Annotated in this window: 16 protein-coding genes; 11 read left to right on the top strand and 5 right to left on the bottom strand. The window is 60.9% G+C overall.

From position 1 onward, the window contains the following. Positions 1-177 precede the first annotated feature (177 nt). The 3 genes from AB6O04_RS03475 to AB6O04_RS03465 all read left to right on the top strand — a co-directional run bounded on the left by AB6O04_RS03475 (position 178) and on the right by AB6O04_RS03465 (position 2,571). Positions 178-351, top strand: coding sequence for a hypothetical protein (locus AB6O04_RS03475; protein ID WP_368562338.1), 174 nt, complete (start codon positions 178-180; stop codon positions 349-351). After that, positions 348-1,802: an MATE family efflux transporter gene (locus AB6O04_RS03470; protein ID WP_368562337.1), complete on the top strand. Its 1,455-nt coding sequence runs from the start codon at positions 348-350 to the stop codon at positions 1,800-1,802. Before AB6O04_RS03475 ends, AB6O04_RS03470 begins: the two co-directional genes overlap by 4 nt. 202 nt (positions 1,803-2,004) lie before the next feature. Further along, the gene (locus AB6O04_RS03465; RefSeq protein ID WP_368562336.1) at positions 2,005-2,571 is read left to right on the top strand and encodes a transposase; all 567 of its coding nucleotides are present in this window, start codon (positions 2,005-2,007) and stop codon (positions 2,569-2,571) included. Positions 2,572-2,607: 36 nt separating this feature from the next. Here AB6O04_RS03465 and AB6O04_RS03460 read toward each other — a convergent pair whose 3' ends face one another. After that, complete coding sequence (locus tag AB6O04_RS03460; RefSeq protein ID WP_368562335.1) at positions 2,608-3,057, bottom strand: SRPBCC family protein; 450 nt, start codon at positions 3,055-3,057, stop codon at positions 2,608-2,610. Between the two features lie 291 nt (positions 3,058-3,348). Here AB6O04_RS03460 and AB6O04_RS03455 point away from each other — a divergent pair, with 291 nt between their 5' ends. Both AB6O04_RS03455 and AB6O04_RS03450 read left to right on the top strand, forming a co-directional pair. Next, on the top strand, positions 3,349-4,065 hold the full coding sequence (locus tag AB6O04_RS03455) for a hypothetical protein (protein ID WP_368562333.1): 717 nt from the start codon (positions 3,349-3,351) through the stop codon (positions 4,063-4,065). Between the two features lie 239 nt (positions 4,066-4,304). Next, positions 4,305-5,201, top strand: coding sequence for a TolB family protein (locus AB6O04_RS03450; RefSeq protein WP_368562332.1), 897 nt, complete (start codon positions 4,305-4,307; stop codon positions 5,199-5,201). Between the two features lie 60 nt (positions 5,202-5,261). On the opposite strand, the gene AB6O04_RS03445 is transcribed toward AB6O04_RS03450, so the two are convergent. Beyond that, entirely contained in the window at positions 5,262-5,627 is a 366-nt protein-coding gene (locus AB6O04_RS03445) for a DUF1428 domain-containing protein (RefSeq protein ID WP_368562331.1), read from the bottom strand. Between the two features lie 166 nt (positions 5,628-5,793). On the opposite strand from AB6O04_RS03445, the gene bla reads away from it, so the two are divergent. From bla to AB6O04_RS03430, 3 genes are all read left to right on the top strand, one after another. After that, positions 5,794-6,684: a class A beta-lactamase gene (bla, locus tag AB6O04_RS03440; protein ID WP_368562330.1), complete on the top strand. Its 891-nt coding sequence runs from the start codon at positions 5,794-5,796 to the stop codon at positions 6,682-6,684. Between the two features lie 87 nt (positions 6,685-6,771). Next, on the top strand, positions 6,772-7,464 hold the full coding sequence (locus AB6O04_RS03435; protein WP_368562329.1) for a GNAT family N-acetyltransferase: 693 nt from the start codon (positions 6,772-6,774) through the stop codon (positions 7,462-7,464). Between the two features lie 171 nt (positions 7,465-7,635). Continuing rightward, positions 7,636-8,538 carry a hypothetical protein gene (locus AB6O04_RS03430; protein WP_368562327.1) on the top strand — a complete coding sequence of 301 codons (903 nt, stop codon included), beginning with the start codon at positions 7,636-7,638 and terminating at the stop codon, positions 8,536-8,538. Here the strand turns inward: AB6O04_RS03430 and AB6O04_RS03425 are convergent, their stop codons facing one another. Continuing rightward, positions 8,539-8,772, bottom strand: a complete 234-nt coding sequence (locus AB6O04_RS03425) for a hypothetical protein (RefSeq protein ID WP_368562326.1) — start codon at positions 8,770-8,772, stop codon at positions 8,539-8,541. Positions 8,773-9,052: 280 nt separating this feature from the next. On the opposite strand from AB6O04_RS03425, the gene AB6O04_RS03420 reads away from it, so the two are divergent. The 3 genes from AB6O04_RS03420 (at position 9,053) to AB6O04_RS03410 (ending at position 11,625) form a co-directional block, all read left to right on the top strand. After that, positions 9,053-9,505: a nuclear transport factor 2 family protein gene (locus AB6O04_RS03420; RefSeq protein ID WP_368562325.1), complete on the top strand. Its 453-nt coding sequence runs from the start codon at positions 9,053-9,055 to the stop codon at positions 9,503-9,505. A gap of 50 nt (positions 9,506-9,555) precedes the next feature. Continuing rightward, positions 9,556-10,389 (top strand): AraC family ligand binding domain-containing protein, encoded by an 834-nt coding sequence (locus tag AB6O04_RS03415; protein ID WP_368562323.1) that lies wholly within the window; start codon positions 9,556-9,558, stop codon positions 10,387-10,389. 255 nt (positions 10,390-10,644) lie between these two features. Further along, positions 10,645-11,625, top strand: coding sequence for a DMT family transporter (locus AB6O04_RS03410; RefSeq protein WP_368562322.1), 981 nt, complete (start codon positions 10,645-10,647; stop codon positions 11,623-11,625). A 201-nt stretch (positions 11,626-11,826) separates the two neighbouring features. Here AB6O04_RS03410 and sigJ read toward each other — a convergent pair whose 3' ends face one another. After that, on the bottom strand, positions 11,827-12,714 hold the full coding sequence (gene sigJ, locus AB6O04_RS03405) for an RNA polymerase sigma factor SigJ (RefSeq protein WP_368562320.1): 888 nt from the start codon (positions 12,712-12,714) through the stop codon (positions 11,827-11,829). Next, positions 12,715-13,146: a carboxymuconolactone decarboxylase family protein gene (locus AB6O04_RS03400; protein WP_368562319.1), complete on the bottom strand. Its 432-nt coding sequence runs from the start codon at positions 13,144-13,146 to the stop codon at positions 12,715-12,717. It lies immediately after the preceding gene. Positions 13,147-13,157 lie beyond the last annotated feature (11 nt).

Genomic DNA, 13,157 nt, shown 5'->3' with positions numbered 1-13,157 from the left:
TTCATTTAGTGGGTCAAGAGCGGCGGGTCAAGACCCGCCCTGCGCTGATACCGCTGCATGTGCATAACATGGGCGGTCGGTCTTGTCGGACCATGTCGATTCCGGTGCCGCCCATTCGTCGCAGAGGGGAAGGCGGCCGGTGGCTGTCGTGTATTCGTCATGAAACAGGAGGAAAACATGCCCGGTATTAGTGCGCGCGGGTCCATCGTGTTCACGGTTGGCAACGGCAAGTTAATCGAACGCTTCGCCGTCATTTACCCCGGTTCAGTGGAGCGCAACGGCTGCTCAAGCGCCATGCTGCGGTTACCATGCGCGCTGGTTTTCGCGAACAAGGAAGATAGCCGCCTATGAATACCGATCCGCGACCCGATATCGATACCGATTCCGGCGCCGACACACTGGCAGCACCGGCACCCAAGCCGTCCATGTGGGCAGAACTGCGCGACGCGATACGCGGCACTGGCGCCGACTACACCAAAATTCCGATGCGCCGGGCGGTGTTCCTGCTGGCGGTGCCGATGGTGCTGGAACTCGTGCTGGAGTCCACGTTCGCGGTGGTGGATATCTATTTCGTCGGAAAGCTGGGCTCGTCCGCGGTGGCGACGGTCGGGCTGACCGAAAGCTACCTGTTCCTGCTGTACGCGATTGCGATGGGGCTGGCCATGGCGACGACGGCGGTGGTGGCACGGCGTATCGGCGAACACAAGCCTGAGGACGCTGCGATCACGGCAATGCAGGCGGTCTACCTGGCGCTGCTGGTGTCGGTGCCATTCGCGGCGGCCGGCATCTTCTTCGCCAAGGATCTATTGCGGCTGATGGGCGCCGACCCGTGGACGCTGGAACACGGCTACCGTTACATGCAATGGATGCTCGGCGGCAACGCGGTGATCATGTTGCTGTTCGTGATCAACGCGATCTACCGCGGCGCCGGCGATGCGGCCATCGCGATGCGCGTGCTGTGGGTGGCCAACGGGCTGAACATCGTGCTGGATCCGATCCTGATCTTCGGCTTCGGTCCGATCCCGGCGATGGGCATCGAGGGCGCGGCCATCGCGACCAATATCGGCCGCGGTGCCGGCGTGTTGATGCAGTTGTGGATACTGTTCCGCGGCGGCAAGCATATCCGTGTGGTGGCCTCGCAGTTGGGATGGCATGGCGCCATCCTGTGGAACATCGTTCGTACCTCGTTGGGTGGCATCGGCCAGATGATCGTGGCGATGACGTCGTGGATATTGCTGATGCGTATCCTGGCCAGCATCGGCAGTGAGGCGGTCGCCGGCGCGACCATCGCGATCCGCATCATGATGTTCACCCTGATGCCGGCCTGGGGCATGTCCAACGCGGCGGCCACGCTGGTAGGCCAGAACCTGGGCGCCAATCAGCCCGACCGCGCCGAAGCTTCTGTATGGCGGATCGGCTGGTACAACATGGTGTTCACGGTCGCGATATCGGTCGTGTTCTTCTTCTTCCATGACAGCTTGATCGCCATCTTCACCAGTGACCCGAGGGTTATCGAGATTGGCGGGAGCTGGCTGCAGATCCTGTCGTACTCCTATTTCGTCTACGGCTGGTGGATGGTGGCGGTGCAAGCGTTCAACGGCGCCGGCGACACGGTCACCCCCACCAAGATCAACTTGGTGTTCTTCTGGCTGATCCAGATCCCATTGTCGTACGCCTTGGCCATCACCATGGGCTGGCAGCATTCGGGCGTGTTCTGGGGCGTGTTCGTCTCAGAAACGTCGGTGGGACTGTTCACCTTGTGGCTGTTCTCGCGCGGCAAGTGGAAGACGGCGCAGGTGTAGGGTCTTCGCGGCATAGGTGGACTTCGTGCCGCTGAACCGCCATGCGGTAGGCCGGGGCCCACCCTATGAACCCCACATAGGGTGGGCCCCGGCCCACCGCGTGGATGTTTGGTGCTGCTGCTTTCGTTGCGGGCGGATTTCCTACGCTTGGAAGCAAAATAGTCCGATAGCTTCCTCTTTGTGGCTTGGACAGGCTTAGTCCATGCCTAACTATCGACGAGTTTGGGTACCAGGCGGTACCTTCTTCTTTACTGTCAACTTGCTGGACCGTAGCCAGCGGTTATTGGTTGAACACGCCGATATGTTGCGTGTTGCTTTCCGCGAGGCGCAATGCGCACGCCCGTTCCGTGTGATCGCCATTGCGGTGTTGCCCGAACACTTGCATTGTTTGTGGCAGTTGCCTGATGGCGATGCGGATAACGCAGATCGTTGGGCGCGCATAAAATCCGGATTCTCCCGCCGTCTTCCGAAGACCGAGTACCGCTCAGCGACACGCATCTCCAAGCGTGAGCGTGGCATTTGGCAACGCAGGTTCTGGGAGCACATGGTCATCGATGAGCACGATCTTCAAAGCCATTTCGACTACATCCACTACAACCCGGTCAAGCATGGCCATGTATCTCGGGCGGTGGAATGGCCTTACTCCTCTGTGCACCGGTATATCGCGTCGGGTCAGCTTCCGGCTGACTGGGCTGGCGATGCTGTCCCGCCACGCGACCTGTTTGAGCCTCGCGCGGTGGGCCAGGGCCCACCCTATGTGGAGTTGTAGGGTGGGCCATGGCACACCGCACGAGAGACGTCAGGTTCACTCCGGAATATCGGCTTCCACCAGCTGCGCCAGCAATGTCAGTGACTCCTGCCAGCCGAGATAACACTGCTCGACAGGTATCACTTCCGGAAGGCCTTCCTGCACGATGTGCAATTCGGTCCCGCAGGACACTTGCTTCAGCGATATGGTGGTCTGCATTTCACCGGGCAGGTTGGGATCATCGAACGCATCGGTGTAGCGAATGCGTTCGTGTGGTGTCAGTTCCAAGTATTTCCCGCCGAAGGTGTGCGTCTGGCCGGTCGAGAAATTGGTGAACGACATTTTGTAGGTGCCGCCGACGGTGGCATCCAGATGGTGGACCTTGCCGGTGAAGCCGTGCGGGGGCAGCCATTTGGCTTTGGCATCGGCATCCAGGAAGGCGCGGTAGATGCGTTCGGCCGGTGCGCGGAGGACGCGGTGGAGTCGGACAGTGTTGTTCGTGGACATAACCTTATCTCGTTGGCAGAGGACATTCTCTTGTAATAGCGACGACCGGGCAGATAAAAAATCGACATGCCTCATACGTGCGGAAGAGTGCGGGTTCAGCTACGTAGATTTCAATTGTCAGCGGGCGGCGCATCTCAGTAGTAGGGGGCCGATCTTGGCCTGGGGCGTCACGATCGATGCGGTTCGCTTTGCTTACCACATCCTACCTTGGCCGCCGCCCGACCCTCCCTGGCCGGTCGTCTCGGGAAGCTGCGTTTTCCCTAGGTCCCGCAGTGGGACGGGGAGAAGGCAATGGCAACAAGTATCGCGGCCTCGCGGCCGGGGCTGTGGGGCACGCGCGGGTGGCCATGGGTCGTCCTGCTGCTAGCGGTAGTGGTATTCGGATTCTGGAAACCCTATTTTTCCCGGCTGGGCGCTGCCCAGGGCATGGCGCACCTGCATGCGGCCTCCATGCTGGCGTGGATCGGGATGCTGGTGGCGCAGCCGCTGCTCATCCGTTCGCGCCAGTGGGCGTGGCATCGACGCGTCGGTAAGGCGTCGTATGTGGTGGTGCCGTTGGTCGTGGTAAGCGCGCTTGTGCTGGCGCAGCTGCGCATCAGTCAAGCGCCTGCGGAAATGCTGCCTACGCAGCAGTTCATCCTGTTTCTGGGCGTATCGACGGCAGCTCTCTTTGCGATCGTCTGGACGCTGGGGATCTTTTATCGGGGCGAGCCCGCACTGCACGCGCGCTACATGGCGGGAACCGCATTGACGTTGATCGACCCGTCGATGGCGCGCGTACTGATCTTCTGGGTGCCCTCGGTGCCACCGCCGTTTTATCAACTGGTCACTTTCGGTACGGTGTACGCGATCCTGTCGCTGCTGATCGTGCTGGACAGAAAATCCGGACGTGGGCGATCTGCACTGTGGGTGCTGCTGGGGCTATTCGTTACGTTGCATGCGCTGATCATGACGGTACCGGCGACGCAGGCATGGCAGCGTTTCGCCGTTTGGTACGCGGGTTTGTAGACGGCTTGGGTAGGATGTGGTGAGCCGCAGGCGAACCGCATCGTTCGCGTCTTGGGGGGATGCGGCGTTTTCCTGGCTTCGGGGATTCGCGAGCGATGCGGTTCGCCTTGCTCACCGCATCCTACTCGGCCCTCGAGGAACCCGTCTTGAACTCGGCTCAACCCAGCCTTGTACGATATTCGCTACCGGCGCGTTTTGCGGGCCATTAGCTTCAAGGCAATACCGCATCGGGCCGAACCATGGGCTATCGCTGGACCATCGCGTTGGTAGCGACCGCGTTGTGCGGCGCATGTCATGCCACGCCTGGTGACTCCAAGCTTCCGATCGATACGCCGGTGCGCTGGACGCCACAGGCGCTATCGACGGACCAATACGAATCCTCTCCCACGTTATCGCCCGATGGTCGCGAACTGTTCTTCTTCCGTGCCGATCGTCAGTTCGACAACTACCGGTTGCTTTACTCGCGGTGCGAAAAGGACCAGTGGTTCGCACCGGTGGAACCGCCTTTCGCTGCTTCGCCCGGCGTACTGGAAGCCGATCCTGCTTTCAGCCCTGATGGTCAGCGCCTGTACTACGTATCGGCACGTGATCGCCCTGACGACCTCGATATCTGGAAGGTAGAGCGGAATTCGGACGGACAATGGGGCCAACCGCAACGCCTGCCGGAACCGATCAATAGTCCGCAAACCGAACTGCTGCCGCGGGAACTGGCCGATGGCCGTTTGCTGTTCGGATCGAACCGGCCCGGCGGACCGGGCGGGCGCGACCTGTATGTGGCAACGCAGCAAGCCGGCGATGGTTGGGAAGTGAAGCCGCTGCCGGCACCGATCAACACCGCCGGCGACGAATACGAGGCCGACTTGTCACGGGATGGCCGTGTGATGGTGGTGGTGGCCAACCGTGGCGAACGTTCGCATCTGTACCTGTTCGATCGCGACGACAAGGACAACCACAATGGCTGGCGCGAACGCGGCCGGGTGCCTGCACGTGACGACGTATTTCAGGTAGGTCCGCTGCTATCGCCGGATGGCAAACGCTTGCTGTTCGCGCAGGCGGACGGCGAACGATCCGGCGAACTGTTTCTTGCGGAGCTTCAGCCAGATAGCGATGCGGCCTGGCCGCCGGTGTGCAAATAATCGACAACCAGGGCGGGCACACAGGTGCCCACCCCAATGAGCAGCGATATCAGTGCCGCGTTACGTTTTTACGCGCACTTCCACCACCGACGCGAATCCGCCGTAGATCATCCGCTTGCCATCGAAGGGCATGGGGTTGTTTTCCATTTTCATGCGCGGGTCTTCCATCATGCTCTTCACGCCTGCGTCGCGCGTCGCCTTGTCGGGCCATTCGACCCATGAGAACACCACCGTTTCATCGTCCTTGGCCTGTACGGCCTTGCGGAAATCGGTGACGGTGCCATCGGGCACGTCGTCGCCCCAGCATTCAAGAATACGGGTGGCACCAAATTCCAGGAACATTTGATCGAAGCTATTGGCATGATCGATGAATTTTTGTTTGTTGGCGGTCGGTACCGCGATAACGAAGCCGTCGACGTAGGGCATGGTTTTTTCCTTGGTTCCAGGGGAAGAGGACGCCCGGCACAGGCGCCTTCGTTTGTACGACGAACGGGCGGGCCAGAAATCGACACGTGTGAGACGACCCCGTTGAATGTCAGCGTACTGATAGCCGGGTTAAGATTTCTAAAACCCCCACACCCCTGGAGAACGCATGAAGTTCGATCCGAATCGCCGCTCGCTTGTGGCCGGCATCTGCGCTGTTTCGCTATGGCCTGTGGGTCGCGTGCTGGCGGCAGGGGACCGTCCGTCCGACTTGCAGGACAAGTTGGCGACGCTTGAACGACGCCATGGCGGGCGGCTGGGCGTTTCCGTGTTGGACATGGAAAGCGGCCGGCGGATCGGGCATCGCGCCGACGAACGGTTCCCGATGTTAAGCACGTTCAAGTTCCTCGCGGCCGCGCAGGTGCTGGCGCGCGTGGACCAAGGCGAGGAGCGGCTGGACCGCCGTGTGGTGTACACCAAAGACGATCTGGTGGCGTATTCCCCGGTTACCGAGCAACATGCGGGGGAGCACGGCATGACGCTGGCCGAGCTCTGCCATGCCGCTGTCACTGTCAGCGATAACACCGCCGGCAACTTGTTGCTGGCCAGCTTCGGCGGACCGGCGGGTTTGACTGCCTTCGCGCGTTCACTAGGCGATGAGGTGACACGACTGGACCGCATCGAAACCGAACTCAACGAAGCGATCCCCGGTGATCCGCGCGATACCACCACGCCGGCGGCGATGCTGGAAGATATGCGCGCGCTGTTGGTGGGTGACGTGTTGTCGCCTGCTTCGCGTACACAACTGGCCGACTGGCTGATCGCCACCACCACCGGCGACCAACGGATCCGCACGGGACTACCGGCGGGTTGGCGGGTCGGCGACAAGACGGGAACCAGCAATAATGGTGTCACCAACGACATCGGCATCGCCTGGCCGCCGGGTCGCCGTGCTCCTCTGCTGATCACGGCCTACTACGCTGAGTCGTCGATACCGCAGGATCAGCGTAATGGCGTGCTGGCCGAAGTTGGGCGGATCGCCGCCGGACTTATTGCCTAGATTAAATTCATTCCGCCTGGAAAGGTATCGACCTCCGCGAGCGGCTTAAACTGGCAATGTGGGTATCTATTTTGGTAAGTACTGGCGATGGCGATTTCTTCTGAAGTATCGGCACTCGACAATCCCTTCTGGTCCTCTTTGCGCACGCTGCATCGTGGGATCGCGCAGACCATAGGCGAGGTGGCGCGCTATCCGGCGGAATACGCGCCTTTTTTGGGCGTGGCGGATGCCGATGCCGGTGTGGCTGATGCATTGGATGCATTGGTCGCGCCGGGCGAAGCGGTCTACCTCATTGGTGTGGCGCCGGGGCGCGTGCCGGATGGGTGGAAGATCGAAGCGTACCGTCCTTTGGCGCAGATGATCTGTACTTCCGAGCTTGAAGTGATCGATGGACCCGAGATCATCGAGCTGACCCAAGCGCATCGCGCCGACGTGCTGGAGCTGACCGCTTTGGTGTACCCGCACTATTTCCGTCCACGCACGATGGAAATGGGCCGTTACTTCGGCATCTATCAGGATGGCCGGCTTGCGGCGATGGTCGGCGAGCGCATGGGCACGGAGACGTATCGTGAAATGAGCGCCATCTGCACGCATCCGGATTTCAACGGCCGCGGCTATGCGCGCCGGCTGACGGCAATACTGACCAACGATACGTTGCGGCGCGGCAGCACACCCTTCCTGCATGTCAGTCATGAGAATCCGCGCGCCAAAGGACTTTACGAAGAGATTGGGTATCGCCACCGTCGCGATATCGGGTTTTGGTCGTTGAGGCGCGGCTGATCCGCAGGTCGGTGATTTTATGTAGCAAAAGCAAATCCCCCTCAAGTGCTTTTCAACCGCCGAATGGCGGGTCATCCCCCTTAAAAGGGGGAAGTAAAGGCGGATTCCGTGTTTCGCATAAACCTGATGGCGGCCGCTATGATCACGGCACGCTGAACCTTGGACGAGAGCATGATTGGAATTGCCGCCGTATCGATATTGCTTGTAGGCCCATTATTATTGGGCTTGGCGGGGCTGATTCCGAGTTTGCGTTCGCGAGAACGTGAAATCCCAACATCTTCAGCTTGGAACAGCAAGCTGATCCTGCTCTCGGCATTGCTCTACACGTTGGCCTTCAATCTGATCTTCTTCGTCCAGGAGATTTTCCTGGTGCTGCCGAAAGCACTCCTCCCCGGGGTGCGGCCTACGTTGTTCCACAATAATCATGCCTGGGAGGGCGAGCATCCGCTGACCCATTTGTTTCAGGGAACCGGTGCGTTGGCTACCTTCCTGATCGGCGTGGCCTGCTTGTTGTTGCTGCGGCGCGGTGCGGGACGTTCGGCACCGATCCGGCTTTTCCTTGTCTGGGTGGCGTACTGCGGGCTGTTCATGGCGCTGCCGCAGGTGGTCATCGGCGCGCTCAATCCCGGCAACGATGTGGGCATGGCAATGGACTATCTGCAGTTGAGCGCTGCCGCCAAAACAGCAGCGGCACTGTTGGCGCTGGTCGCCATGCCCGTGCTGGCCTTGTTGCTGACGCGGCCCTTGTTGACCTTGGCCGCCCATCAAGGCGAGATTTCCAGCGCGGGCGCAAGGACACGCTTCATCTTCCAGGTCGCCACGCTGCCGGCATTGCTCGGTATTGCGCTGATCCTGCCGTTCCGCATTCCACGCGAATTGCTAGAGGTCGTTCTGTTGCCTGTGTTGGTGACCGTGATCGGTATCGCGTGGATACAGGCGGGTGCCTGGCGCGTGCGCACTGCGCAGGCGAACGGAAGCACAAGCAATCTGCGCATTGTTGTTCCGATGGGCGCGGCGGTGCTGATTTTGCTGGTATTTCAGTTCGTTCTGCGGCCGGGGATCGGATTTTTCTAGTTACTTCTCCTGCTCGCCTTCTGGATCGTCCTCGGGCAACCGCACCGGATCGGTTGGCCGGTCGGGAATGGGATCAATTGGTTGGTCGGGCTTGGGGTCGATGGGCTTGTCTGGTGTGGGGTCGATCGGCTTGTCCGGAACCGGATCGATCGGCTTGTCAGGTATCGGATCACGGGCTGGATTCGGAACCTGGCCGGGAATGGGATCTTGCGGAGGAGCGTGGTTGAGTAGCATGGCGTTCTCTTGATGCGGAGCGTTTCGCGAGTCGCCCGCGTCTATGGATGCTATCTAGTACTTCCTGCGGGTGCCTGCGCGACAACAAGAATGCGCCGAAGCCTGTGGACCCGTTGTTAAACAGCCGGTCGGACTATCCTCCTGCGAACAAGATGCCGCCGGATCTGTGATGAGCCTGCTGCCAGACCATCGCACGGCTGCCGATTTCGCAAGACCAGAACAACCGCCTCCGCAGCCATGGCGTACGATGCGCTCGGCTCTCTGACAGCAGGGGATTGATATGCGCTATGCAGTTTGGTTGTCGGTCTCACTGCTGCTTGTCAGCCAACTGGCGATGGCGCGCGATACTACGCAGGACGAGCGCGAAATACTGCGGGTTGAAGCCGCACTATGTGACGCGTTCGAGGCCGGTAATGCCACCGCGTTGCGCCGATACCTGGATGAGACGTTCACCCTGACCGATTCCCGGGGCACGGTTACGGACTTCGCCCAGAACGTGGCGGAAGTGGAACGGCGCGAACCGCGCTATGAAGTATTCCGCAATCACAGCCAGAAAGTGCGCCTGTACGGCGATGCCGCCATTACCACTGGCATTACCGCGGTCAAAGGCCGTGCGAACGGAGCGCCGTTTGCCGCCGATTTTCAGTTCACCGATACCTGGGTATATCGTGATGGCGGCTGGAAGATGGTCGCCAGCCACGCGAGCCGTTTGGAATCTAAAGCGCCTGAATAAGAAAGGTGGGCTGATTCCCCATTCCCGGCTCCAACCCCATGCATGGCATCATGAAATCCATGCATGGCGTGCCGGAACAATTCGAAAGTCTCAATGATGCCGCTCAGTTCCTGCATCCGCGGGAACGGGCGGGCATCGAGTTGTACCGCGCGCACATCGTCCGCCACGCTTTCGAGCCGCATACGCACGAAGCGTTCGGATTGGGTGCGATCGAGTCGGGAGTGGAACGCTTTCGCTACGCCGGTTCGGATCATCTGGCACCGGCCGGTTCATTGGTGTTGATGAACCCGGAGGTTCTGCATACCGGCCGTGCGGAAACCCAGGGCGGTTGGCGCTACCGCATGATCTATATCGACCGCACCGTGCTGGAGGAAGCGACGGGGCAGGCGGGCATTTGGTTTCCTGATGCCGTGCGCAGTGATCCGGCTCGCGCGCAGCGCGTTACTGCCATGCTCGATGCTTTGTGGTGCGCGCGAGAGGCGCTGGCGTTCGATAGCGTCCTGGGCAGGTTGTTAAGCGAGTTGTGCGAAGACGCGCGTGCAGCGAAGGTTCCAAGTGAAGGCCGGTCGATGCGCTTCACGAAGGTAATCGACTATCTGCACGCGCACCTGGCAGAGCGCCCGACATTGCAGGATTTGGCTGCTGTTGCCGGGCTAAGCCCTTTCCACTTTCTGCGCCGCTTCCGCACGCAATACCACGTCACTCCACAGCAGATGCTGATGGCGCTGCGCCTGCACGACGCCAAGCGGCGGTTGGCAGCGGGAGAGCCCGCCGCACAAGTCGCGGTTGCCAGCGGTTTGGCTGATCAAGCTCACCTGACCCGCGCTTTCCAGCGCCGCTATGGCGTCACTCCCGCGAACTATCAGCGGCAGGTGCGGAGCTAAGGCACTCACTAAAAATTCGTCACCCCGGCGCAGGCCGGGGCCCAGCGCCTTGAACCCAGAGAGTAATAGTTCAGGTCCATGGGTCCCGGCCGGCGCTGGGGCCGCTTATCAACAGCCGAATGGCTGGTCATGACAGAACAGTTGATGCCAGGCAGAGGTTTGACAGACTTCAAGCGCACCTGCGCAATCTGGTTCAAGACGCGCCGCGTCGCTTCGTCATAGATTCCTCCCTTCATGCGAAATAGTGGACGCGGTATGTGGGTAGGGATCTTGTATGCACTGGTGGCGGGATTGACGTGGGGCCTGGTGTTCGTCGGACCGCTACTGTTGCCCGAATACCCGGCCGCCTTGCAGTCGGTGGGGCGCTATCTCGCGTTCGGATTGATTGCCCTGCCACTGGCGTGGCTCGATCGCACCGAGCTACGCCGGCTGAGCAGCAGCGATTGGAAGGAAGCCTTGAAGTTATCCGCCGTCGGCAATCTGCTGTACTACGTCTGCCTTGCGGCAGCCATCCAGCGCGCAGGCGGTCCGGTGCCGACAATGATCATCGGTACGCTGCCGGTGGTGATCGCCATCAGCGCCAACCTCCGCAACGGAAGGCGCGATGGACGGCTGCCGTGGAAGCGGATGGTGCCTTCGCTATTGTTGATTGCGTTGGGCATCGCCTGCGTCAACCAAGCGGAATGGCAGACCCTGCGCGTCATGTCTCAGGCCGATTCCGCGCGCTATGCGACGGGCGCGGCATTGGCGTTCATCGCGGTGATTTGCTGGACCTGGTATCCGCTACGCAACGCCGACTGGCTGCGGGCGCACCCTGGCCGCAACCCGCGCGTCTGGGCGACTGCCCAGGGCTTGGCCACGCTGCCGCTGGCGCTAGTGGGCTATCTGCTGCTTTGGATGTGGCAGGTCTATCGAGGCGATGGCTTTCCGATGCCGTTTGGCCCCAGGCCTGGCTTTTTCATCGGGTTGATGGTGGTAATCGCCCTGCTGGCCTCATGGCTGGGCACCTTGTGTTGGAACCAGGCCAGCCAGCGCCTGCCCACCGCATTGGCGGGGCAGTTGATCGTATTCGAGACACTGGCCGCCCTGGGCTATGCATTTGCTTTGCGTGGCACCATGCCGCCTCCGCTGACGATGCTGGGCATTGCCTTGCTGGTGGCCGGCGTGCTTTGGGCGGTGCGAATAAAACCGCAGCCAATAAAAACCACGGTCCAAGCATACGTTCATCCATCTTGATGTTTCCTCGTAGAGCGGAGCTGCGCCCCGCGATAGCGCCGAGTCGGTAGCAGACCGTCGTAACGGCGGCGATAGCGAATAGCCACTCAGAAGCGCTTCTCGTAGAGCGGAGCTTGCTCCGCTGCTCTTCGCGCGACGCGTTGCGAACACGAATCGAAGAGCAGCCGAGCAAGTTCGGCTCTACCAGAGCCCCAACAGGCTTCAGGCGACCAACGTCCCATCCAGCCGCGCCAGTTTGTCCGGATTGCGAACGATATAGATGCCGTTGGCCAAGCCGTCGGCGTCGTACGAGAAGGACACCACCACACTGGCCTGGCCTTCCTTGCGCAGCACAATGCCGCCGCCTCCGTTGATGCCGGCGAAGTCCCATTCGTAGTCCGACCAGTACTGATGCAGGTCCTTGCTGATGAAGGACAGCACATCCGATTCGCCATGCAACACATGGGCTAGCGCGGATACCTTGCCGCCACCGTCGGCGGACAGTTCAACCTGCTGCGATAACAATCCGGCCAATGCCGCTGGATTGCCGCTGGCGATGGCGGATTGGAATGCCGCCAGCAGGCGTCGCTGCGCGCTGGCCGGAGTGACATGCCGGACCTGCGCCGCGTCCACCCGGGACTTGGCGCGCGAAACCAGTTTCCGGCAGGCGGGTTCTTGCATATCCAATGTCGTCGCCACATCGCCGTAGGGCATGTCGAATATCTCATGCAGAAGATAGGCCGCGCGCTCCTTCGGAGTCAGCCGTTCCAGCAACAACAGGAACGCCGTCGTCAGCGAAGACGACAGCGACAGCTGTACTTCGGGCGTGTCTTCATCGGGTGTCAGCACCGGTTCCGGCAGCCATGAGCCGACGTATTCGGTGCGCGACCGGTGGGCCGAGCGCAGCAGATCGATGCAACGGCGGGTGCAGGCCGTGGTCAACCAGGCGTCCGCACCTTCAATGGCAGCGTGATCGGCACCTTGCCACTTCAGATAGGTATCCTGCACTGCATCCTCGGCATCGGCGCGCGAGCCCAGGATGCGGTAGGCCAGCCCCAGCAGCCGCGAACGTGCGTTTTCGAACACGGCGTCAGTGCTTATGTCGCTCATTCAATGCCTCGAAATCTGGATGCGGTTCCAGACGTTGATCATACCCACCGAGGCGGTAAGCGCAGCGATCCCGTTTTCGTCGAAGTGCTGCCGCAGCTGAGAACGCAGTGCGCCGTAGTCGCTTACAGAGCCAAGTACGGTCAGCGCCTCGGTCCAGGCAAAGGCCGCTTTTTCGCGTGCGCTGAAGTCATTCGCCTGACGCCAGTCAGCCAGACGTTCAAGCCGCTGTTGGCTTTCGCCATCCTCCAGCGCCTCACGGGTATGCATGCGAATGCAGAAGTTGCAGCCGTTGATCTGCGAAGCCCTCAGGTGCACCAGATGTTGCAACGATTTGTCGATGCCATGGAGATCGATGGCGGGGTGTACGTCGGCCAGGGCCTTCAGCACATTGGGGATTTCCTGTTCGTAACGCACGGCTTGGGTAATGGTCATCGGGTGGCTCC

It is taken from the genome of Pseudoxanthomonas sp. UTMC 1351 (assembly GCF_040948865.1).
Lineage (GTDB): Bacteria > Pseudomonadota > Gammaproteobacteria > Xanthomonadales > Xanthomonadaceae > Pseudoxanthomonas_A.
Note: the sequence above shows the minus strand (reverse complement) of the source record. Positions and strands in the feature narration are given on the sequence as shown.